Source organism: Chryseobacterium sp. FW101-FHT12H09 (genome assembly GCF_058790395.1).
This window is the reverse complement of the sequence record NZ_JBYTCP010000005.1, coordinates 396,460-420,318: the sequence shown is the minus strand read 5'-3', so window position 1 is coordinate 420,318 and position 23,859 is coordinate 396,460. Positions and strand designations below refer to the sequence as shown.

Below are 23,859 nucleotides of genomic sequence, written 5' to 3'. Positions count from 1 at the left end.
TTTGCTCCTGAAATTTTGGTTAATTTTCAATCATGAAAAATATTTTTCTAAATAGTGTCCAAATTTTTGGAGTAATGGCATTTCTGAATTTTATATTGAGCGTGGTGGTTCTGTATATTATGAATTTGCCTGGTGGTAGTTTTGGAATGACTCCCTTTTTTATTTTAATAGAAAATATATTGGTGTCAATTATTGGTTTTATTACAGTATTAATTTTTAAAAAAAGCTATCATTCAATGATGAGAATTGCTGTTTTGTTTGAAATTATTTATTTGATTGGGCTTATTATGTCGGGCTTTAATCCTTTTGGCAGTAAGGATGATAACTTTTTTAGTTTACTAATTTATGCGAATTCAGGTATTGTTTTACTTATTATTTACCTTTTGTATCTAATTGATTCAAAAATTTCTTCTTCAAAAAATAAAAAACTATCATAGATCAAGACACAATTGAGTTTATCACGTTACCTTTGGATTATAAATAAATATAAAATATATTATTATGAAAAAGATATTATTAGCTTTTATTTTTGCTTTTTTAAGCATCACCGGTTTTGCTCAGTCTACGTGGAACGTAGATCCTATGCATTCTTCAGTTAACTTCAATATCAAGCATATGGGTATTAGCTTTGTACAGGGAAGATTTGATAAGTTCGAGGGGGTAATAGCTGCTCCCGGAAAAGATTTGGATAATGCAACGTTCAAGTTTAGTGTTATCACTGGCTCTGTGAATACGAGCGTTGAGATGAGGGATAAGCACTTAAAAAGTGCCGATTTCTTTGATGCTGAAAAATTTCAGGCAATGAAATTTGAAAGCGGTTCTATTACGAAGGGTAAAAATAACACCTATACACTTAAAGGAAAATTGACAATCAAAGATGTAACTAAAGAGATCTCTGTTCCGGTAACCTATGGTGGAATAACAAAAAACCAACAGGGAAAAGAAATTTTAGGTTTTCAAACGAAATTTACAGTTAACCGTTTAGATTATAATATTAAATACGATCCAACGGGTGCCGGAGTTGCTAAAGATGTTGATGTTAACTTATATTTCGAATTAATTAAAGAATAATTTTTTTAAATATAATTTGGTTTGGTGAAAGGTTTCTCAAGTAATTTTGAGGAACCTTTTTTTTATTTGTTGGTAAATAAATTGCCTCGTATTTCTTTTTCCCATAACTTTGCACAAACCTAATCTAATGAGTAAAAAGAATACTAAATACATCTTTGTGACAGGAGGTGTAACTTCATCTTTGGGAAAAGGAATCGTTTCTGCTTCTCTGGGACTATTGCTGAAATCTCGCGGTTTTAATGTAACGATCCAAAAACTAGATCCTTATATTAATATTGACCCAGGAACTTTGAATCCTTATGAACACGGAGAATGCTATGTAACCGAAGATGGTGCGGAGACGGATCTGGATTTAGGTCACTACGAGCGATACTTGGATGCTCCCACTTCCCAAAACAACAATGTTACGACAGGGAAAATTTACCAAACTGTAATTGAAAAAGAAAGAAAAGGAGATTTCCTTGGGAAAACAGTTCAGGTAATACCTCATATTACAAACGAAATTAAACGTAGAATTAAAATGCTTTCCAAGCAGAACTATGATATCATTATTACTGAAATCGGAGGTACTGTCGGAGATATTGAATCTTTGCCTTACATTGAAACTGTACGTCAGTTAAAATGGGAGTTAGGTGAGAAAAACTCTATGGTGATTCACCTTACTTTGTTGCCATATCTGGCTTCAAGTGGAGAATTAAAAACGAAGCCTTCTCAGCATTCCGTTCGTCAATTGATGGAAAGTGGAATTATGGCTGATGTTTTGGTTTGTAGAACAGAACATAAAATTCCAAAAGATCAGAGGGCCAAATTAGCTCAGTTCTGTAACGTTCCATTAGACAACGTTATTGAATGTAAGGATCTGGAAACGATCTATGAGGTTCCAATGTACCTTCAGAAACAAAATTTTGATGATGTAGTTTTAAAAGGACTGGATCTTAAGAGTGATAAAGAAGCTGATCTTAAAGACTGGAAGAACTTCCTTAAGAAATTCCAGAATCCGAAAAGAACAGTTGAGATTGCTTTAGTTGGAAAATATATTTCTCTACAGGATTCTTATATCTCTATTGCTGAAGCTTTCAAACACGCTGGAGCAGATCAGGAAACTGAAGTTAAAGTAAGATGGGTTTACAGTGGAGATATTACTCCAGAGAATATTAAAGAAACATTAAAAGGAGTTAACGGAATCCTTGTTGCTCCTGGTTTTGGAGACAGAGGTATTGAAGGAAAGGTTCTTACAGCACAGTACGCAAGAGAAAATAAAATTCCAATGTTAGGAATTTGTTTGGGAATGCAGATTATGACTGTTGAATTTGCAAGAAATATTCTTGGATATTCAAAAGCAAACTCTATGGAGTTTGATACTGCTACGGAGCATCCTGTAATTTCATTAATGGAAGAGCAAAAAAATGTAGTAGATAAAGGCGGCACGATGCGTCTTGGTTCTTGGAAGTGTTCTATAAAAAACCATTCTAAATTATCGGAGATCTACGGAAGTAAGAATATTTCCGAAAGACACCGTCACCGTTATGAGTTTAACAGTGATTATTTACAGGAATTTGAGAAAAATGGTTTCTTGGCAACAGGAACAAATCCTGAAACAGGATTGGTTGAAGCTCTTGAGCTTACAGATCATCCTTTCTATGTAGGAGTACAGTATCATCCTGAATATAAGAGTACGGTAGCAACACCGCATCCTTTATTCAGAGCTTTTATTAAAGCTTGTGAAAAGAAATAAAGGGATTTATATCGTATAAACGTCATGTGTAAACTCAGGTTGATTATTATCAGTCTGAGTTTATTATATTGTAATAGAGTAAAAGATAGAGTTTTGATAAAAAATCAGTATTTTTGTCAGCTCGAAATCCAGGGTGAAATTTAATATTGAGTTTTGCGGTGGGTTATGAAAAAATAATTTTAATAAAATCAAAATGCAACAGAACAACGGACTCGATAAAAGTCAAATGATTAGTTTTGCGGTTTTATGTTTGGTTCTCTTCGGATTCATGTTTTATTTCCAAAATAAACAGCAGAAAGAGGAACAGTTGAAAGCTCAACAACAAAAAACTGAACAAGTAAAAACTGCCGTAAAACAAACTCAGGCAAGTAATATCAATCCAAATGTAACTCCTAATGCTATTCAGGTTTCTACCCTAGGAAATAATGAATTGAAATTGGAATTTTCCAGCTTGGGAGGACAGGTTTCTAAAGTAGAACTTTTAAAATATAAGGCTTATGATCATAAGAGTGATAAAGCTGATCTGCCTCTTTATCTAATCAATAAAAACAACTCAAACTACGGTTTTCAGTTTAAAGATAAGACTGGAAAAGTTATTAATACTAAAGACCTAGTTTTCTCTCCAACAGTGAATGGAAACGCAGTAACGTTGTCAGCTAATTATAACGGAGCTGTTATTCAGTTTATTTATACACTACTTCCAAAGTATACTTTAGATTTTAAAGTAAGAACTCAAGGGTTAGCTAGAATAACTTCAGATACAAAAGCTGATTTCTTATGGAATTATAATGTAAGGAATTTTGAAAAAGGTAGAGCTCAAGAGCAGTCTCATTCAGAATTCTCATATGCATTTAATAACTATAAGAGTTATGATTATGATGGAAGAACTACAATGGAGGAGGAAAAAGAAACCCTTAATTGGATTGGTGTAAAACAGCAGTTTTTCTCTTCAGTAATCGAAGCTAAGAATGGATTTACACAAAGTAAAGGAAATCAGGAATCTATAGAAGAAGGGGAGTATTTGAAGAAATTCAACTATGAAGGGTTTGTTCAGATGACAGGAAGCGAATTAAATCAGGATTTTACCTGGTACTTTATGCCATTGGATCTGCCGTTGTTGAAATCTTATGATAAAAACTTTGATGAAATATTGCCATTAGGTTGGTCGTTGATCGGAGGAATGAACCGTTATTTCTTCATGCCGATGTATAATATTATTGCATCATGGGGATTAACTGCAGGATGGGTAATTTTCATCATGACGATTATCGTGAAATTGATCCTGTCTCCGATTATGTACAAGCAGCATAAGCTGAGTGCGATGATGAGAGTGATTCGTCCGGAGATTGATGAAGCTACAGCTAAGTTGAAGGATGCAGATCCTATGAAAAAGCAGCAGGCGACCATGGAGATTTATCGAAAGGCAGGAGTTAATCAAATGGCGGGTTGTTTACCGGCGTTGGTTCAGATTCCTATTTTCTATGCATTATTCCGTTTCTTCCCAAACTTTATTGACTTAAGAGGAAAAGGATTCTGGTTCGCAAAAGATTTAACGGCATATGATGATTTAATTAAATTACCATTTAAGATTCCTTTCTTAGGAGATCATCTAAGTGTTTTTGCATTGGCGTGTACAGTAGTAATCTTAATCTATACGATTATGACATCAGGGAATATCCAGCAGCCACAGCAGGAAGGTATGCCGAATATGAAGGTATTGATGTATATCTTCCCGATTACTTTCTTATTCTTCCTGAATACTTCAGCATCAGGTCTTTCTTGGTATTACTTTGTATCAAATGCGATCAACATCTTAATTATCCTTGTTATCAAATATGTAATTTTGGATGAGAAGAAGATTCATGCTCAGATTCAGGCTAATAAAGAGAAGCCTAAAACTGAGGGCAAATTCCAGAAGAGAATGAGAGAAATGATGGAGAAGGCTCAGGAACAACAAAAAGTTACAGAGCAACAAAAGAAGAAAAAATAATCTTGTTAATAGATTATAAAAAAGAGGAGCAAATAAATTTGCTCCTCTTTTTTTTGTTTATATTTTTTGTTAATCGTATTTAAGCCTGAAAGATTGTCTATGATGTCGGGTTGGTCCAAATTTTATAAGTGCATTCTGGTGTTTCTTGGTTGCATAGCCGAAATTTGTATCCCAGCCGTATTCCGGAAACTCATCATGAAGGTTGATCATTAAACGGTCTCTGTAGTTTTTAGCTAATATAGAAGCCGCTGCTATCGAAAGCATTTTTGAATCCCCTTTTATAATGCATTGATGAGGTATATAATTGTAAGGATGAAATTTGTTTCCATCTACTAATATGAGCTCGGGCCTTATTGTTAATTTATCTAACGCCTTATGCATGGCATGGATACTGGCGTTAAGAATGTTGTGTAAATCAATAAAATCCGGGGGTAGTTCTGCAATCGCATAATCCTGAACATTGTCTTTGATATAATTATCAAGATCCATTCGTGTTTTAAAATTAAGCTTTTTAGAGTCGTTTACTAGGCTTTGGCTGAAGCTGTGATCAAGGATAACAGCTGCGGCTACAACAGGACCACTTAGGCATCCTCTGCCAACTTCATCGCATCCTGCTTCAATATAAGATTCAGACCAGCTTTTTAATAAATCCATGAAATTGTATATAATCTTGTAAATAGGTGTAAAAATAAATAAAAATATATTTTTAATAAAATAAGTATTTAGTTATTTATTTCATTAAATAGTGAAAATATATTATTTATAATTTATAATTATTGGGAAGTCGTTAAAATAAAGCTTTTTTCAAGATTTAATAATAAATGTTTTTTATTGTTTTATTGTTATTCTTGAGTGTTATTTATGATGGAAAAAATATTAAATTAAATCTTTTTAACAATTTATTTGGTTTTTTTAAGAAAGTTTTACATATTTGTAATTGATAAAATAATAATCAATTTGAATATGAAGAAATTTACAACAAGTGTTTTGATGGTAGTGCTTTCTTCGACATTTGCGTTAGCAAGTGGACAGGAAAAGAAAAGAAGGGATACTCTCAAAACCACAGACATTGCCGAAGTTATTATGACTGGAGCTATGGGGCGTAAAATGAAATTAGATGCCCAAACTTCAACGGCAGCTGTTATTGGTAAGGAGAAGCTTACTCAGGCAGGTGCTCCAAATGCTATCGCGGGTTTAACCAGTAAGGTGCCTGGGCTTACCATTAATAAAACCAGCAGTGGTGTTGATGGGACTTATGATATTAAAATTAGAGGTTCGAGAACACTGACTGGTAGTACATCTCCCTTAATCGTAATTGACGGGGTGATATCATCAATTCAAATATTTCAGGCTCTCCCATCTGATATGCTTGAATCTGTTACTACATTGTTAGGTTTACAAGGTGCCGCACTATATGGTTCACAAGGTGTAAATGGAGCAATTGTTATAACTACAAAAAAAGGAAGTGGGTCAAGAAAGCCTAGAATTAGTTTTAATAGTAACGTTGAATTTGAGAATGTATTATTTACACCAAGCAGACAAAAGGCTTATGGTCAAGGTTGGTTTGGTGATCGAATTCATGCTGAGAATGGATCGTGGGGTCCGTCTTATTCTGATCCGGCATATGCGGGACAAAACCTTGCAATGGGTGTTCCGTTCTATGATGTAAATGGTGACGGAATGATATTTGTGGATCCTAACGGGGATGTTCCTAGTGAAGATGCTGCGGCTTCAGTACGTGGGATTTATTCGCCAAGAAAAAAGGATAATGCTAAAGAATTTTTTCAGACAGGGCCGAGTTTTAATAATACTTTAACTGTTACAGGTGGAAGTGAGGGTGCATATGGTGGTTTGTCAATCAACCGTCAGGATAGAGAGTTTATTGTAGCGGAAGATAAATTAAAGAAAACTTCAGTAATGTTTAATGGAGGCTTTAAGTTAGGTAAGCTTTCTTTGGATGGAAGCGTTACGTACATTAATAGGTCTGCTTCTACAACCACTCCAGATTTGTACACCAATCTTCTTCAATCTTCTTCAGAGATTCCTATCACTGCTTTCCGGGATAGTTCTTTGCCTTATGCATGGACAATGTATTATCAGAATCCATACTGGACTATTCAGAATGTAAGGAATACTTCAAAACAGGATATCTTCAATGGAACCATTTCATTAGGTTATAAAATTAATGATCATATTTCGATTAATAATAATGGAACGGCTCAAATTACCTCAACTGATATTTTAAATTATAATAATGGATATGTTGCTTCAACTGCCAGCCCAAGGATCACTGATGTAGATGGGATTACTGCTGTTAGTTCAGTTACTTCATCATTATCTCAGTCTAATGCTATTAGCAGATATTTTTATAATGACTTAATGGCTAATTTTAATTATGACTTTACTAAGGATATTAATTTTAAATTATTAGTTGGTTATAATGTTCAACAGAATGAATCTAAAACTACTTCAGTAAGTGGTACTGGTTTGAAAATTCCTGGAATCTATCAATATTGGAATTTGACTACATTAACGATTCCTTATAACTTAAATAATAGGAGATTTACAGACAATAAATTCGCTTTTTTTGCAAATCTTGATTTGTCCTATAAAGATTATTTATACTTAAATGTAACAGGTAGATTGGAGAATTCTTCTAAACTATTGCATTCTGACTCAAGTATTGAGAGTACAGCACATTATTTTTATAATTCTGCTGGGGTGTCGTTCATGCCTTTAAAGGCTTTTGAGGTTGAAAGCGATATCTTAAGCCGATTGGTTGTTAAAGGTTCTTATACACGTGTTGGTAATGACAATGTAAATGTTTTTGGAATTGAGGATACTGCTACACTTGCGCCTGGTTATCCATTTGGAACTGGTCCATTAAGTTTTGTTAATAATCAGACGCCAACAGATACTAATATCAGACCTGAAATTGTTACCAGTAATGAAATCAGTATAGGTTTGGGCTTTTTGAAAAATAGAATTACATTAGATGTTAGTGGGTATATTCAGACCACAAAAGATCTGATAACAAACCAAACTACATCTAATACGACTGGTATAAGATTTACACCTATTAACGTTGGTGATATTAGAAATAAGGGGTTTGAGGTTAACTTAGGTGCCACTCCAATTAAGACGTCGGACTTCTCGTGGGATCTGAATTTTGGATGGAGTATCAATAGAACTAAAGTTATTGAGCTTGCTAACGGACAGGATGAGGTGAATCTTTCTGTGGGTGGAAATGCTGGTATTTATGCAATTAAAGGTGAAGAGTTTCCAATGTTAAAAGGAACTGCTTATTTAAGAGACGATCAGGGAAGAATTATTATTAACCCAGATAACGGTAATCCATACATCTCAAATAATTATGTAAACTTTGGTCGGGTAACTCCAAATTATACATTAGCACTTAATACTAATTTTAAATACAAGAATTTTGGAGTTTATGCGGTGCTTGACTATAGAAATGGCGGGGTTTTGTACTCTGGAGCAATGCAAAACCTTGCGTTTAGTGGAGGTCTAGAGCAGTCTGCATCTTTTGATAGAACTCAAGGAGGGTATATTATTCCAAATTCAGTGTATATGAATAATGCCGGTCAATATGTTGAAAATACCTCTATTAAATCGGGTGGAGATTCTTATGCAGGACTGCCGGATTATTATGGAAGTGTTTACAGTAGAGTTGCTGAGAATTTTATCATGAGTGGTACGGCATTTAGAGTAAGAGAACTTGGGATATCTTATGCTCTTGGAGGGGATGCAGCGCGATCTATTGGTCTAACCGGACTTAGTTTTAGTGTTTATGCAAGGAATCCATTCTATAAGTTTGCTAAGGAGAATAGAGGGTATGCAGATCCTGAGGCATCATTTACAACAGGAAATATTTCAGGTATATCAAATTCTAACCAGTATCCGTCGACAAGAACTGTCGGGTTTACTACTACAATTAATTTTTAAATAAAAACAATGAAAAAGATATTAATACCAATTTTAGGAATAACAGCATTGTTATTTTTTAACTCGTGTAGTGAGGAGTTCTTAGATGTGAATAAGAATGTTAATGATGCTTACAGTAATCAGCTTACCCCAAAAGATAGATTGTCTGCTGCAGAAACTGTAGTTTTTAGAACCCAAGCAGGAACTATGAATAGGTTTGGGAATTTAATAATGAATGCATGGGCTGGAAATATTTATTTCTATGCTTCACCTTATGGAGATGAATTTAGAATGAGAGCTGATTCTCAATTTTACGATACGATTTGGGATAATTTATATTTAGGAATCTCAAATTATCAGGCGATAATTGAAAGTCCTAATGCAGCTAAATATCCACATCATGTAGCGATTGCTAAGATTATGAAGGCTTACTATATGCAAATGATTGTGGATTTGTATAATGATGTGCCTTATACTGAGGCTTTTAAAGGTCAAGCTAATAAGCATCCGAAATATGATAAGGGTAAAGATGTTTACAAAGGATTGTTAGCTGAGCTTAATCAAGCTTTAGTTTTATTGGGGCAAACACCTGAAAATGCAACTTATGCTTTGTTGCCTGTTGAGGATCCTATATTTGCGGCTGCATCTGCTGATATGAGTAAGTGGGCTCAGATGGCAAACACGGTGAAGTTGAAAATGTTGGTGAGGCTTTCAAATTGTACAGATCCCGAAGTAATCGCCTGGAGAAATACAGAGTTGCAAGCATTAGCACCTTTAACGTCAGATGTAACAAAATTTGTAAGCGCCGATGTTAAGATAAATCCAGGGTATAGTAGTGCTAGTACAGGGCAGCAGAACCCATTTTATACAACTTATGGTGTGATTAATATAGCCTCAAATGATATGAGTGCGGATTATAGATTGACATTTGCTTCTGATCATATTATCAAAGCATTAAAAGGACAAATACCCGAGACTTCTGGCGTTGCTGATGGTAGGATTACAAGATTGTTCTTAAATAATGGAGTTGGACAGGCATCTAATTATATTGGGGGAGTGTCTGGGCCTTCTGCTAATGCAAATTTAATGGTTGGACAGCCTCAGGGTGGGGGTAAAGATGCTTCCAAGGTTGAAACCGATTTTGCGACTTTGGGCTTATTCTCTGCTTTTGCATCTCCATCTGGAGGTTCAGCATTGCCAGGTTTGGTTTTAACTCTTGCTGAAGTTAGGTTTTTACAGGCTGAAGCAGCGACTGTTTATCCTACGACAATGGCATTTAATGCTCAGACTTCATTTAATGATGGTGTTACTCAATCTTTTCTTACTTTTGGTGCTAGTCCAACAGCTACTAATAATTATTTGGCAGCTATTTCTACTAAGCCAGGAATGGGATGGGCAGCTTCTCCTAATAAAATTCAGGCTATTCAATATCAAAAATGGGTTGCTCTGACGAATATTAATCCTACTGAAACATTTATTAGCTATAATAAAACAGGATTTCCAGTTTTACCAATGCCTTTAGGATCTTATTATCCGTCAAGGCCAAAAAGATTAATGTATGCTCAATCTGAATATATTTCAAATACGGCAAATGTTCCAAATCCGGGAATTGATGAAATGTATACGGTTAATCAGTATTCACCATTCTGGATGAAATAATTTAAAAATTACATTCAATTAACAAATGCTATATATAGCAGATGTGACCGGAAGAAATTCTGGTCACATCTTATTTCATATCACTCGAAATGTGGTGATTTTTTTTATGATGATTTTGTAATTCAAATCTGAATCATATATTTTAAATTTTGGCATTTTTTTTACAATTTGTGCTTATTTTAAGAAAAATTTTCGATGAAAAGTGCTTAATTGATGGTTGTTTTTATTTGTTAAATTTAAAAACAATTTAATACAACCAGTGGTGAATAATTTAATGTGATATGGCTTTTAATCGTAATCTGCTGTTAATCAGTGTTTAATTTGCTTTTTTTTAATCAAATTACTTCTATTAATATAACGGCTTTGTGATTTTTTTCAAATGTATTTTTAATTTAATTAAACCTTCTTTTTTTTTATGAATTTTTGTTAAAATCCTTATATTTAACTAATTGTGTTAAATTTTAATATTTAATTTTATCGATTATTAAAAAGTTGTTAATTTTTTACGATTTTCTTTTGTATTGTTAAGAAAGTTTTACAAATTTGCAATAATAAAAAAAATAATCAATTTAAATATGAAGAAATTAACAACTAGTGTTCTAATTGTAGTTTTGTCTTCGTCTTTTTTTGTTGCAAATGCACAGCAAAGAAAGAGTGATACAGTAAGAACACAGAATATCGAAGAAGTCGTTGTTACAGGGGCTCTTGGTATTAAGAAAAAAGCTGATGCAGTAACAAATGCACAACAAGTAGTTGGCACAAAAGAATTAAACCAGGCTTCAGCTCCAAATGCTGTACAAGCTTTAACAGGAAAGGTATCTGGTTTACAGATTACTCAGACTGACAATAGTGTAGGAGCTACAAGTAGAATTGTAATTAGAGGGAATAAATCAATTTCTGGTGATAACCAGGCTTTAGTTGTTATTGATAATGTAATTTCTAGTGCTACTGTTTTAGCTCAACTACCTCCTGAAGTGATTGAAAATGTAAACGTTATTAAAGGTTTACAAGGAGCAGCACTTTATGGACAACAAGGGGTAAACGGGGTTATTATTGTAACCACTAAAAGAGGATCTAAAGGAGAGAAAATGTCATTTACTCTTACCTCTTCAATACAAATGAATCAAGCTTTCAAGTTCCCAATAGTACAACAGCAATATGGGAAAGGTTATCCTCATGAGCCAGCTTTTAGTGCTGGTGATCCAGATTATAATGGAGCAACTTATGTACCTTTCGAAAATATGTCTTGGGGTCCAGCTTATAACAATCCAGATATTGGAGGACAAATGGTTCCTTCAGGACTTCCACAGGCAAACAATCAATTTATCTATGAAAAATTTGCTCCTGTAAAAGATCATTTTTCTAAATTTTTCAAAAATGGAGTAATCTTACAGAACGGTATTACTATTAATTCTGGTGGGGCCGATTCTTATGCCATGCTATCAATCAATAGATTAGAGAATGATTTCGTTGTTGAAGGTGATAAATTAAGACAAAATAGCTTTTTATTGAAGGCTGGTAAAAAATTAGATAAATTAAGAATTGACGGAACTGTTAATTACATTAGCAAAATAACAAACCAATCTGATTCTGAGCTATACAACGATATCCTGCAAATGCCTACAATGAACGATATCAGAAAGTATAGAAACTCTGGTATCGAAGGTGGTTTATCTGCATTTACTAAAAACCCTTATTATCAGATTGAGCATACCAGACAGAATACTATTAATGATTATTTGTCTGGAATCTTGTCATTACAATATGATTTTAACAAGAATATCAATTTAACATATACAGGTAACGTATATTTAAATAATTCGAGATCAGACAACCATGATGATGGTTTTAAAGCAACTCAGATATATAATGCCGGGCTAGCATTTGACGGAGGGAATTTACAGGATTATACGCAAAATGCTAATTATGATTCCTATTATATCAGTCGTACAGTAAGCACTAGAAGCTATTACGGAGATATCATGTTGAATTTTAACTATGATCTAACCAATGACATTAATTTGAAATTAAACATTGGTAATAACATCCAGGATAGCTACAGAACTTCAAGAGCAATGGGAGGAACCAATTTAATTGTTCCGGGATGGTATGATATTCGTAATGTTAACAGTCCTATTCAGCCTGGAAATTTAAATGGAGCAGCTGCATTAGATAATATCGCTTTTGATAATAGTACAACAAGACAAAGAGTTGTTGCTGGTTTTGCCAATTTAGATTTATCATACAAAGACTATTTATTCTTAAACTCTACGTTTAGAATTGAACAAAGTTCTGTTTTATCTACATTCTATAATGGAGAGCTTCATAATAAAACATACCCTTATTACTCTGTAGGTCTTTCATTTGTTCCTACAAAAGCATTTGAAGGATTGAAAAACGATGTGATTAGTTATATCAAGATTGCACCAAGTTTCACAAGAGTTGGTAATACATCAGCGGTATTGCCTTATAATACTACAAATGTTGGTATTATTCCTCCTGGCTATCCTTTTTCAGGATTACCAGGTTATGCGGTAAATGCTGCACAAACAAACAGAGCTATTAAACCAGAATTTATATCTACTGTTGACTTAAACGTTCAGTTGGGTTTCTTCAATGATCGTATTACTTTAGAAGGATCAATTTATCAGTCTGATACAAAAGATTTGATTACGAATGCGAATGTTTCAAATACTTCAGGACTTAATACCTTGAAGGATAATTTTGGGAAAACCAGAATGAAAGGTTTGGAGATAGATTTGGGTATTACACCATTCAAAACTCAAGACTTCACTTGGAATTTAAGAGCTTCTTTCGCGAAATCCAGAACTACTGTAATAGATTTACCAAATGGACTTGATGAAGTAGCACTTGCTGTTCCTTATCAAACGGTTGGACTTGGTGTTTTTGCAATAAAGGGATCTGATGCACAGGTTATTAAAGCCACAACATTCCAAAGAGATGATCAGGGAAGAATTATTGTAGGCGCAGATGGTGTTCCATTGCAAAGTACTACTTTAACTAGTATGGGTAGAGTGACTCCAGATTATACACTTGGTTTGAATACTTCTATCAGATATAAGAGCTTTACACTTTCCGGTACTATGGATTACCGTAAAGGAGGTAAATTTGCATCATTAGGTAAGAGTATTCTTACATTTGCCGGGATGACAGAAGATACTGCTGGTTTTGACAGAAGCCAAGGGTATGTGATTCCTAATTCAGTTCAAATAGTGAATGGTCAATCTGTTGCCAACGTTACTCCAGTAGGAGGAACTGCAGATTATGATGGTGTTGCAGGATATTTCAGTTCTCAATCTCTACAAAGATTAGGAGAACCAATGGTATTAGATGCTACAGCCTTTAAGGTAAGAGAAATTGCATTATCTTATGATATTCCAAAATCTGTTTTATCGTCAACCTTTGTTACTGGTTTTACAGTAGGATTGTTTGCGAGAAATCCATTCTTTGTCTATTCAAAAGAAAACAGAAACTATGCTGATCCTGAAACCTCTTACACTAATGGTAATGGTGCTGGTATTGCGATCGCAGGCCAATATCCTTCTCAAAGATCTTTTGGTATTAACTTAAAAGCTACATTCTAAACTTTAATAAAATTATGAAAAATATAAAATTAACAACAGCGGTTTTATCTTTATCAATGTTGTTTGCTTCGGTATCTTGTAATCGATATCTTGATGTAAATGAAGATCCAAATAACATTGGGATTGATAAAGTTACTCCAAATGAATTATTGCCTGTTGGTATTACATTAACATATGCAAAGCAGTCTCAGACATTAAACAGATTTGCCAGCGTTGCAATGAATTCAACTGCAGGAAACTCATTGGTATACGGTGCTCCATTTATTGATGATTATAAGCCTAACGTTTCCAATACATTTTACAATGATGTTTGGGATAGTATTTTCAGAGGGATTGCCAATTTTCAACAGATAATCGTATTTAATGATCCTACTAAGAAATATACCCAGCATAAGGCGATGGCAATGATTATGAAGGCGAATTATGTACAGATATTAACAGATTTGTATGGTGATATGCCATATTCTGAAGCTTGGAAAGGACAGGATAATTTAACACCTAAATATGATAAAGGTGAAGATATCTATAAAGCTTCTATTGCTGATTTAGAAAGTGCAATTGCTCTATTAAATTCTAATACAGGAGATACTCCAACGGCTGATATCGTTTTTAAAGGAGATAAAACTAAGTGGAAAGCTTTTGCTAATACATTAAAGCTAAGATATTTGTTAAGAATGTCGAATGTAACAGGTGCTATGGCGACTTACAGAGATCAAAAATTAGCATCATTAAGTGGTGCGCAGTTTATTGATCAAGATGTATTGGAGAACCCAGGATATTCAGCAGCAAATGATGCGCAACAAAATCCGTTCACTAATTTCTATGTAAGAACTAGTTCAGGTAATAATGCTGCAAATTTCTCCATTAATGTTGCTTCTGAGCATGAAGCACTTGTATTAAATGGAAATATGGAGGGAGATACCCGTCCAGTTTATCAGAAATTTAACGGTATAGTTGATGGTAGAAGAGGAAGAATGTTTACTCTTCCAGGTGGAAAAGTTCAAGGTATTAGACAGGGGAATTTACCAGGTCAGCCGGGTGTTCCAACTGCTGTTTCGAGATTTACTTATGGAATCACTATAGGAAAAGGGACACCTGAGAATACTGGTGCTGATTATACAGCTAAAGCTTCTGCTAAGTCTGGTTGTATCATGACCAGAGCAGAGTCGAAATTTTTACAAGCGGAAGCTGCTTTAAGATATCCTGGAATCTTTGGAGGAGATGCTGAAGGAAATTTTAAAGCAGGAATAAGAGCTTCTTTTGAATTCTTTGATGCGATTGATCATACTGTTCCCGTTCCTCCAGCTACACCTATTGACATACCTGGACTCTATTTAACAGCAATAGCAGCAAGACCGGGGTTGGGTTGGACTGGAACTGATGCGAATAAATTAGATGCTATTATGACACAGAAGTGGATCGCTTTAACAGGTGTTAATCCTGAGCAATCTTTCTTTGATTATACTAGAACAGGTTTCCCTGTAACTCCTCTAGCAACTGTTTCTTCAAATCCAAAACCTAACAGACTGATTTATCCTCTTTCAGAATATATTGGTAATGCTAGCAATGTTCCAGGAATAAGTAATTCTGATGTATTTAGCAAAAATCAGTACACGCCATTCTGGGCAAGAAATTAATTTGATCATTCATTTTAATATATTTAAAACCGCTCTTTAGAGCGGTTTTTTTTGTTTTAAGTAATATTTAATTTTTGATAATTTATACTAATAAGAAGAAATAAGGATAAAAATATTATATGCATAGCATTGTATATGGTCGTAAATTTGATCACGAATGGATTGAAAATATAGTAATTGAATGTAATATCTAATGAAGGGATTGCTTTTAATATTCTGTTAATCAGCTGTTAATTCTATTATTAGGCTCCTTTTTATAATTAAATATCACTACTGTATGATATAGTATGTCGTTTTTATAGACTGGTCTATTTTTTACAATTAAATCACTTATTAGAGTTTTAGTTTTTGTTAAATCTTCAATGTTTAACAGAAATTATTAACTTAATTGATGATTATGTTGATGATTTTTGAACAATTGTTAATTTTTTATAATTTTCTTTTGTGTTCTTAAGAAAGTTTTACAAATTTGTAAAGCTTAAATAATTTGATATGAAGAAAATAACAGCAAGTGTACTTATACTTGTGTTGTCCTCATCGTTTGCACTCACCAATGCACAACAAAAGAAGACAGATACAGTAAGAACACAAGACATCGAAGGAGTCGTAGTGACTGCCCTTGGAATTAAAAGAGATAAGAAATCTCTTGGTTATGCCTCTGAAGAAATAAAGGCCGAGGCGTTAACTGGTGGAACGACAAACACCGGAAACGTAGCATCACTTCTTTCAGGTAAGGTAGCCGGGTTACAGGTTAATACAAACAATAACTTTGGCGGATCAGCTAACCTTTTAATTAGAGGTTACAAATCTCTATCCGGAGGTTCTCCACTTATCGTAATAGATGGTTCTCCAGTGAACAATAACACGGTTGCAGGATCAATATTCGATTACGGAAACTTTCTCTCCGATATTAATCAGGAAGATATTGAGTCTGTAAACGTTCTGAAAGGAGCCGCCGCATCTGCATTATATGGAGAAAGAGGTAGTGATGGTGTTATCTTGATCGTTACAAAAAGTGGTAAAGGTAAAGATGACGGTACTTGGGGAGTAACAATAAATTCTGGAATAACTGCGGGATTTATTGACAAGTCTACCTTTCCTAAATACCAAACAAAATACGGCGCCGGTTACGGAGGGAATTCTTGGAATGAAGATCCAAACCCAGACGGACACAATTATGCTAACTTCGTAGATGATGCATCTTATGGACCTGCATTCGATCCCAATCTTTTGGTATACCAATGGGATTCTTACGATCCATCGTCTCCAAATTATAAAAAAGCAACACCATGGGTTGCAGCTAAAAACGGACCGATTAAATTTTTTGAAACTCCGATTACCTATGTGAATACGCTTACGCTTGAGAAAGGAAATAAAACATCGAATCTCTCACTATCTTATTCTAATATGCTTTCTAATGGTCTTATGCCAAACTCTGAATTAAGGAAGAATACCATATCAGCAAAATTTAATCATGATTTTACAGAGAAATTACATGCATCAGTTTTCACCACTTTAACTTTGCAGGGTACAAGAGGTAGAAACGAAACAGGTTATTCTGACAATATTATTACTGGTTTCCGACAATGGTGGCAGACTAACGTAGATGTTGAAGCATTGAGACAGGCATATCAAAATAATGGAAACTCTAATTTTTCCTGGAACAGAACTGCTTCTGATGATGCAACACCTCAATATTGGAACAACCCTTACTTTCAAAGATATCAGAGTTATCAGTCAGATGATAGAACCAGAATATTCAGTTATGCACAGTTAAAATACGATGTTTCCAAAAATTTCGGAATTACAGGAAAGTTATCGTATGATGATCTACAGATGGTTATAGAAGAAAGGTTAATGAACGGATCAATACCTCAGGTATTTGGAGCGTCAGGCCTTAATGTAGGTTCAGGATATTCGAGAACAAATGTGAAAAATACAGAAATCAATTTTGATTTATTTGCTAACTATAAATTTGATATTACCTCTGATTTGAATGTGAGTGGTATTGTCGGAGGAAACGTCAGAAGAAATTTAGTAGATAATGTATTTGCAACTACGGAAGGAGGACTTTCGAAGCCGGGATTATTTGCGATTTCAAACTCAGTAAGAACAATACTTCCTCCTGATGAGACCTACCAAAAGTTTGTTACTTCGAGTATTTATGCAACAGCATCTTTTGGGTATAAAAATTTCTTATACGTTGATGGAACGTATAGAATGGATCAAAGTTCTAACCTTCCAAAAAAGAATAATAACTACGATTATTATTCAGTTACAGGATCTTTAATTCTTTCAGAATTTGTAAAGCAGGATTGGCTTAGCTTCTGGAAAATAAGAGGAAATTATGCAGAGGTAGGTTCCTCAACAACGAATTACAGATTAGTAAATACATTTAAAGCCAGAGGAGAAGGATTGTTTGATCAGCCTTTTTTCCTTGCTAATCCAAATTTAAAGCCGCAGAGATCTAAGGAAACAGAATTTGGTATGGAAGCACAATTCTTTAAAAACAGATTAGGATTTGATGTAGCTATCTATAAAACAAGAACAATTGATCAAATCATTAATTTGCCAGTATCTTCAGCTACAGGATATAGAACGTTTTTAGTAAATGCCGGGCAGGTCAATAACAAAGGTATAGAAGTGCAGTTAAATGGTACGCCATTTAAAACCGATGACTTTAGATGGGATATTGATGTAAACTGGTCTAAAAATGAAAATGAAGTAGTTTCTTTAAATGGAAATTCTCAAAATTATCTTTTAGCAAGTTATCAGAACAATGTATCTCTTAATGCTCGTGTTGGCGAAGCATTTGGAGCTTTGGTGGGATCGGATTATGTATATGATGCTAATGGACAAAAAGTAGTTAATGCGACTACAGGAAGGTATTTAAGAAACAATAATCAGATTATAGGAAATGTTACACCTGATTGGGTAGGTGGTGTAAGAAATAGTCTTCGCTACAAAGATTTTTCATTCAGCTTCCTGATTGATGTGAAACAAGGAGGGGATGTATTTTCTCCAGATATGGGATATGGTATCTCTACCGGGTTATATGAAGAAACAGCGTATTATAGAGAAAGTGGGGTAGTCTATCCAGGAGTGAATCCAAATGGACAAGTCAATACAACACCTACAAGTACTCCTGGAATTAGTGGTCGTGTAGATGGATATAATGCTATGCCAAACAAACGATTTGTTTATGACGCATCTTATGTAAAATTAAGAGAAGCCAGTATAGGGTATAATTTACCAAAATCATACTTAGCGAATACAGGTATCCAGGATGCAAAAATTTCAATTGTTGGAAGAAACCTTTGGATCATCCATAAAAATTTACCTTATGCCGATCCTGAAACAGGAACAGGGAATGGGCTAGCTGCTAAAGGACAATCCATAGGATCGTTGCCTACAACTCGTGACATTGGGATAGACATAACTTTAAAATTCTAAAAAATGAAAAAAATATTTTTAATTATAGGTGTTGCTTCACTCGCATTAACTTTGAATTCATGTGAGAGGGATATTACTTCATTGAACGAAGATCCAAAACATCCAACAGAAGTTCCATCAGGAGTACTTTTTGCAAGTGCGGAACACGCATTGCTTGATCAGGTATTGAACGTTAATGTTAACAGAAACATAAGTCGATTTTTCACCCAGCAATGGTCGGAAACAACATATCCGGATGAGACAAATTATAATATGACTGCTCGTCCGATACCTAGAAATCATTACAACCGTATGATGTCGTCTGCTTCTGCTACAATAAACTCTCCGGGGGTTCTGTCAGCATTAAGAGATGCAAGAAGGTTTCTTGATGGAGAAAGTGTAACTCCGGTTCAAAGAAATAATAGCATCGCTATGATAGAATTAGTGAATGCTTACGCATGGGCTAATTTAGTAGATACTTATGGAGATATACCATATTTTGGAGCATTGAAAGCTACAGCGGAAAATCCTGGAAATGCTGAAATTCCTTATGATGATGCAAAGGTCATTTACCTTGATCTTGTTAAAAGGATTGATGCTGCTTTGGCATTGATTAATACTTCTGAAATAGGATATGATAAAGATTTAATTTACAAAGGAGATATGTTTAAATGGAAAAAGATGGGAAATTCTTTGAAGTTTAGACTCGCTATTGCTTTAGCAGATGTAGAACCCGTACTTGCCAAAACCTATGCTGAAGCGGCATATACAGGAGGGTTATTTACAGAGAAGGCTGATAATTTTGGACTACAGACATTTCCTTCAGGATTATTATCCAATCCGGTTTATCAAGACGTAATACAATCTGGTAGAAATGATTTCTTACCTTCAAATATTCTGGTAAATTTCATGAATACTAATAATGATCCAAGAAGAGCGGTTTGGTTTACTACTGTTGCTAATGCTTATATTGGTGGAGTGTACGGTAGCCAAAATGTATTTAACCAATATTCTCACTTTACAAATGTTATTTCAGGAGAGAATGCACAAGGATTTTTATTAGATTATGCTGAAATTATGTTTTTGAGAACTGAGGCTGCTGCTCGAGGTTTTGCTGTGGGTGGAACTGCTACTACCTTATATTCGCAGGCAATTCAAGCTTCCATGACGGAATATAATGTTGACCCAACTCAGGCTAGTGCATTTATAGCTGCACATCCATTTGATCCAATTAATTGGAAAAAGTCAATTGGTGAGCAGGCGTGGATAGCGATGTTTAATAAGGGCTTCCAAGCATGGAATTTTACAAGAAGACTGGATTTTCCTGTATTTGCAAATCCATCAGGATCATTAGTAGAAGCAGTGCCAGTAAGAATGCCTTATTCTGACCAGGAATATCTTTTAAATGCTACTAATGTAAAAGCTGCAGCTGCAAAAATTGGAGGCGATAAAGTGTCAACAAAAATCTTTTGGGACAAATTTTAAATTAATTAATAATCTAAACAAGTATTTCTGTTTAGATAAAGTAAATGTTTTTATATGAAATTTTTAATAGGATTCTTTTTTTTAATGTGCATTATTTCATGCTCCAATGATGACGATAATAACAATATTGTAGACAATGTAAGCATCAATGGAAATTGGAAACCCTATAAATATGAATTCAGGGGTAAAACTTATATGGTAAATGATTGTGGTCTCAAAGGTCAGCTATTGATCAATGCAGATTTTACTGGAGTTTATGAAAGATATGATCTTTCTACTTCAGGTAACTGTACTAAATTTGATTCCTTTGCTGGTAAATGGGGCTATGACAATCTATATAGTACTCTTACACTTACATATAATGAAGGTGGAGCAGTTAAAACTCTTAAAAAGGAGGTAGAGTCATTTTCCACTACTGAGCTTAGGGTATATGATAATTCTAAAAATTTAGATAATGTGCCTGGAAATGATGAAGCCGTTTTAATTTTTATAAAACAATAGTATTTCTATAATAAACCGCCTTCGGGCGGTTTTTTTATTTCCGTATATTTGTATTTCAAAATTAGAACATGAATATTAAAGATATAATAGAGGAAAAACTTTCGGAAGTCATTTTAAATGTATATCAGTTAAAAGAAATTAATCTGGAGGTTCAGGAAAATAAAACTGAGTATGAAGGAGATTTTACGATTGTTACCTTTCCACTAGTTAAACAATTAAAGAAAAATCCCGAAAGTATAGGAATAGAATTAGGAGAATCTTTAACAGCACAAACAGATGTGTTTGAAAGCTTTAATGTGGTTAAAGGATTTCTGAATGTTAAAGTTAAAAACCAATTCTTTGTAGATCAATTGAGATCTGTAACTGATGGTTTCTCAAAAATTGAAAAGAAAGATGCAACAGTGATGGTAGAATATTCTTCTCCAAATACTAATAAACCACTGCATTTAGGACATATTAGAAATAATTTATTAGGTTTCTCTGTTGCTCAAATTCTAAAAGAGGCAGGATATGATGTGATCAAGTCACAGATCATTAATGATAGAGGGATTCATATTTGTAAATCGATGTTGGCTTGGGAAAAGTTTGGAAATGGGGAAACACCTGAGACAACCCATACCAAAGGAGATAAGTTTGTTGGAAATTATTATGTAGAATTTGATAAAAATTACAAAAAAGAAATAGCCGAGCTTGTTGAGAAGGGAATAGGAGAGGATGAGGCGAAGAAAGAGGCTCCTTTAATGAAGGAAGCTCAAAAGATGTTGCTGGACTGGGAAAATGGTGATGAAAAAGTAAGAAGCCTGTGGAATGAAATGAACTCTTGGGTCTATAAAGGGTTTAATGAAACTTATAAGAGACTAGGCGTTGATTTTGACCAGGTTCAATACGAAAGCAATACCTATATTTTAGGAAAGGATCTTATCCAGGAAGGCTTGGAGAAAGGGATTCTATATCAAAAAGAAGACGGATCGGTTTGGTGTGATCTTACAGATGAAGGATTGGATCAAAAGCTTTTATTACGCTCTGATGGGACTTCTGTTTATATGACTCAGGACTTGGGAACTGCAGTTGAAAGATTTAAGCAAAATGATATTCAAAAGCTAATTTATACGGTAGGGAATGAACAGGATTATCATTTCCAGGTTTTATTTAAAATCCTGAAAAAATTAGGCTATGCCTGGGCTGATCAATTATTCCACTTATCTTATGGAATGGTAGAACTTCCTGAAGGAAAAATGAAATCCCGTGAAGGAACTGTTGTAGATGCTGATGATTTGATGCAGGAAATGTATGCAACAGCGAAATCTAAGGCGCAGGAATTAGGAAAACTTGAACACCTGTATGATGAAGATAAAGAAACATCCTACGAGACTGTTGGATTGGGAGCATTAAAGTATTTTATGCTAAAAGTAGATCCTAAGAAAAAAATGCTGTTTAACCCGGCAGACAGTATTGATTTTAACGGAAATACAGGTCCTTTTATTCAATATACCTATGCTCGTATTCAATCTTTATTAACAAAAGCAATGTACGCTCAAAAAGAAGTAGCTAATGTTGAATTAAATCAATCTGAAAAGGAACTGATCATGCAATTAGCCAATTATAAAACAGTAGTTGCTAGAGCAGCAGAAACATTAAGCCCAGCCTTAGTTGCTAATTACCTTTACGATCTTGTAAAATCTTACAATTCTTTCTATCAGAATAATCCTATTATGATTCAGGAAGATGAGAATGTAAAGCAGACCCGATTAAATCTATCAGATCTAACGGCTCAGACAATAAAGAAATCTTTAGGATTACTGGGAATAGGAACCGTAAACAGAATGTAAAATATCAGCCTCTTGAATTCAAGAGGCTTTTTTATGAAGCAGATTCGTTTTGTTTAGGTTGATTTTTGTGACTGTCTTCATATAATTTGGCGTCACTCCACTTGGCATGTTTGGAAGGAACAATTTTATATCCTCTTTTGTAAGAGTATACTTTTGTAAATTCTGCTCCGAAAAATATCAGCATACAGGAATAATTGATCCACATCATAATAAGAATAACAGTTCCTGCGGTTCCAAAAGTTGAGGTTGGTTTGAAATTACTAAAGTAAAGACTCAATAAAAACTTACCTAATGTAAACAAAAGGGTCGTCAATATAGCACCTTTCCAGACCGGTCTCCAGTTGATTTGTACATCAGGTAGAAATTTAAACATTAGGGCGAATAACAGCATCACAAGAGCAAAGCCAACAGCAAAATTCACCAATTCCACCAACATATAAGTTTCAAAACCAAAATAATTTGTGATCCAGGTATTAAAAAGGCTTATTGCTGAAGAAAGGATCATGGTGATCATTAATAAAAATCCAAGGATGAGGATCATTCCCAAGGAATTGGCTCTGTCAAGAAGAAATTTAATTAATGCTTTTTTTGGTGCTGATTGTACATCCCAAAGGGTATTTAAAGAATGTTGCAATTGAAAAAATAATGTGGTGGAACCAAAGACCAAAGAGCCTATTCCTACTGCCTTCATGAAAATGTTCTGTTTGTCGATCAATGCGCCGGCAATCATATTTTCTACACTTTTGGCAACATCATTTCCCATCAATCCACTGATCTGAGTACTGATCTGCCCACGGATGGCTTCTTCCCCGAAAAAGTTTCCGGCAATCCATATGATAATAATTAATAATCCCGGAATAGAAAAGATCGCATAATATGCTAAACTCGCCGAATCTCTTGATGCGGTAGAACTGTTCCATTCTGCAAATGTGTCTTTTAAAACCTCCCAGAAAAATTTTATATTGTTGATCAT

Annotated in this window: 14 protein-coding genes; 12 read left to right on the top strand and 2 right to left on the bottom strand. The window is 34.3% G+C overall.

The window, feature by feature from the left end:
• Nucleotides 1–32: 32 nt before the first annotated feature.
• The 4 genes from AC3WRL_RS20910 (at nucleotide 33) to yidC (ending at nucleotide 4,796) form a co-directional block, all read left to right on the top strand.
• Nucleotides 33–437, top strand: coding sequence for a hypothetical protein (locus tag AC3WRL_RS20910; protein WP_492331160.1), 405 nt, complete (start codon nucleotides 33–35; stop codon nucleotides 435–437).
• A 64-nt stretch (nucleotides 438–501) separates the two neighbouring features.
• Nucleotides 502–1,071 carry a YceI family protein gene (locus AC3WRL_RS20905; RefSeq protein ID WP_492331159.1) on the top strand — a complete coding sequence of 190 codons (570 nt, stop codon included), beginning with the start codon at nucleotides 502–504 and terminating at the stop codon, nucleotides 1,069–1,071.
• Nucleotides 1,072–1,198: 127 nt separating this feature from the next.
• Nucleotides 1,199–2,806: a CTP synthase gene (gene pyrG, locus AC3WRL_RS20900; RefSeq protein ID WP_214828111.1), complete on the top strand. Its 1,608-nt coding sequence runs from the start codon at nucleotides 1,199–1,201 to the stop codon at nucleotides 2,804–2,806.
• A gap of 193 nt (nucleotides 2,807–2,999) precedes the next feature.
• Nucleotides 3,000–4,796, top strand: coding sequence for a membrane protein insertase YidC (yidC, locus tag AC3WRL_RS20895; RefSeq protein ID WP_492331158.1), 1,797 nt, complete (start codon nucleotides 3,000–3,002; stop codon nucleotides 4,794–4,796).
• 69 nt (nucleotides 4,797–4,865) lie between these two features.
• On the opposite strand, the gene rnhB is transcribed toward yidC, so the two are convergent.
• The gene (rnhB, locus tag AC3WRL_RS20890; protein WP_214828116.1) at nucleotides 4,866–5,450 is read right to left on the bottom strand and encodes a ribonuclease HII; all 585 of its coding nucleotides are present in this window, start codon (nucleotides 5,448–5,450) and stop codon (nucleotides 4,866–4,868) included.
• Between the two features lie 309 nt (nucleotides 5,451–5,759).
• On the opposite strand from rnhB, the gene AC3WRL_RS20885 reads away from it, so the two are divergent.
• The 8 genes from AC3WRL_RS20885 to argS all read left to right on the top strand — a co-directional run bounded on the left by AC3WRL_RS20885 (nucleotide 5,760) and on the right by argS (nucleotide 22,886).
• Entirely contained in the window at nucleotides 5,760–8,759 is a 3,000-nt protein-coding gene (locus AC3WRL_RS20885; RefSeq protein WP_214828119.1) for a SusC/RagA family TonB-linked outer membrane protein, read from the top strand.
• Between the two features lie 9 nt (nucleotides 8,760–8,768).
• Nucleotides 8,769–10,397: a SusD/RagB family nutrient-binding outer membrane lipoprotein gene (locus AC3WRL_RS20880; RefSeq protein WP_214828122.1), complete on the top strand. Its 1,629-nt coding sequence runs from the start codon at nucleotides 8,769–8,771 to the stop codon at nucleotides 10,395–10,397.
• Nucleotides 10,398–10,972: 575 nt separating this feature from the next.
• Nucleotides 10,973–14,002 (top strand): SusC/RagA family TonB-linked outer membrane protein, encoded by a 3,030-nt coding sequence (locus AC3WRL_RS20875; RefSeq protein ID WP_261509865.1) that lies wholly within the window; start codon nucleotides 10,973–10,975, stop codon nucleotides 14,000–14,002.
• Nucleotides 14,003–14,016: 14 nt separating this feature from the next.
• Nucleotides 14,017–15,639, top strand: coding sequence for a SusD/RagB family nutrient-binding outer membrane lipoprotein (locus AC3WRL_RS20870; protein ID WP_261509864.1), 1,623 nt, complete (start codon nucleotides 14,017–14,019; stop codon nucleotides 15,637–15,639).
• Nucleotides 15,640–16,131: 492 nt separating this feature from the next.
• Nucleotides 16,132–19,092, top strand: coding sequence for a SusC/RagA family TonB-linked outer membrane protein (locus tag AC3WRL_RS20865; RefSeq protein WP_214828130.1), 2,961 nt, complete (start codon nucleotides 16,132–16,134; stop codon nucleotides 19,090–19,092).
• A gap of 3 nt (nucleotides 19,093–19,095) precedes the next feature.
• A complete protein-coding gene (locus AC3WRL_RS20860) occupies nucleotides 19,096–20,556 on the top strand; it encodes a SusD/RagB family nutrient-binding outer membrane lipoprotein (RefSeq protein ID WP_261509862.1) in 1,461 nt (486 codons plus the stop codon).
• A gap of 54 nt (nucleotides 20,557–20,610) precedes the next feature.
• A complete protein-coding gene (locus AC3WRL_RS20855) occupies nucleotides 20,611–21,057 on the top strand; it encodes a lipocalin-like domain-containing protein (RefSeq protein ID WP_214828136.1) in 447 nt (148 codons plus the stop codon).
• A gap of 68 nt (nucleotides 21,058–21,125) precedes the next feature.
• Nucleotides 21,126–22,886, top strand: a complete 1,761-nt coding sequence (argS, locus tag AC3WRL_RS20850) for an arginine--tRNA ligase (protein WP_492331157.1) — start codon at nucleotides 21,126–21,128, stop codon at nucleotides 22,884–22,886.
• 31 nt (nucleotides 22,887–22,917) lie between these two features.
• Here argS and AC3WRL_RS20845 read toward each other — a convergent pair whose 3' ends face one another.
• The gene (locus AC3WRL_RS20845; RefSeq protein WP_214828141.1) at nucleotides 22,918–23,859 is read right to left on the bottom strand and encodes a YihY/virulence factor BrkB family protein; all 942 of its coding nucleotides are present in this window, start codon (nucleotides 23,857–23,859) and stop codon (nucleotides 22,918–22,920) included.

Bases quoted from the DNA above. Each gene is read 5' to 3' on its own strand.
- AC3WRL_RS20905 (WP_492331159.1), top strand. From the start codon at position 502: ATGAAAAAGATATTATTAGCTTTTATTTTTGCTTTTTTAAGCATCACC.
- AC3WRL_RS20870 (WP_261509864.1), top strand. From the start codon at position 14,017: ATGAAAAATATAAAATTAACAACAGCGGTTTTATCTTTATCAATGTTG.
- AC3WRL_RS20865 (WP_214828130.1), top strand. From the start codon at position 16,132: ATGAAGAAAATAACAGCAAGTGTACTTATACTTGTGTTGTCCTCATCG.
- pyrG (WP_214828111.1), top strand. From the start codon at position 1,199: ATGAGTAAAAAGAATACTAAATACATCTTTGTGACAGGAGGTGTAACT.
- AC3WRL_RS20875 (WP_261509865.1), top strand. From the start codon at position 10,973: ATGAAGAAATTAACAACTAGTGTTCTAATTGTAGTTTTGTCTTCGTCT.
- AC3WRL_RS20880 (WP_214828122.1), top strand. From the start codon at position 8,769: ATGAAAAAGATATTAATACCAATTTTAGGAATAACAGCATTGTTATTT.
- AC3WRL_RS20860 (WP_261509862.1), top strand. From the start codon at position 19,096: ATGAAAAAAATATTTTTAATTATAGGTGTTGCTTCACTCGCATTAACT.
- AC3WRL_RS20885 (WP_214828119.1), top strand. From the start codon at position 5,760: ATGAAGAAATTTACAACAAGTGTTTTGATGGTAGTGCTTTCTTCGACA.
- AC3WRL_RS20910 (WP_492331160.1), top strand. From the start codon at position 33: ATGAAAAATATTTTTCTAAATAGTGTCCAAATTTTTGGAGTAATGGCA.
- AC3WRL_RS20855 (WP_214828136.1), top strand. From the start codon at position 20,611: ATGAAATTTTTAATAGGATTCTTTTTTTTAATGTGCATTATTTCATGC.
- yidC (WP_492331158.1), top strand. From the start codon at position 3,000: ATGCAACAGAACAACGGACTCGATAAAAGTCAAATGATTAGTTTTGCG.
- AC3WRL_RS20845 (WP_214828141.1), bottom strand. From the start codon at position 23,859: ATGATCAACAATATAAAATTTTTCTGGGAGGTTTTAAAAGACACATTT.
- rnhB (WP_214828116.1), bottom strand. From the start codon at position 5,450: ATGGATTTATTAAAAAGCTGGTCTGAATCTTATATTGAAGCAGGATGC.
- argS (WP_492331157.1), top strand. From the start codon at position 21,126: ATGAATATTAAAGATATAATAGAGGAAAAACTTTCGGAAGTCATTTTA.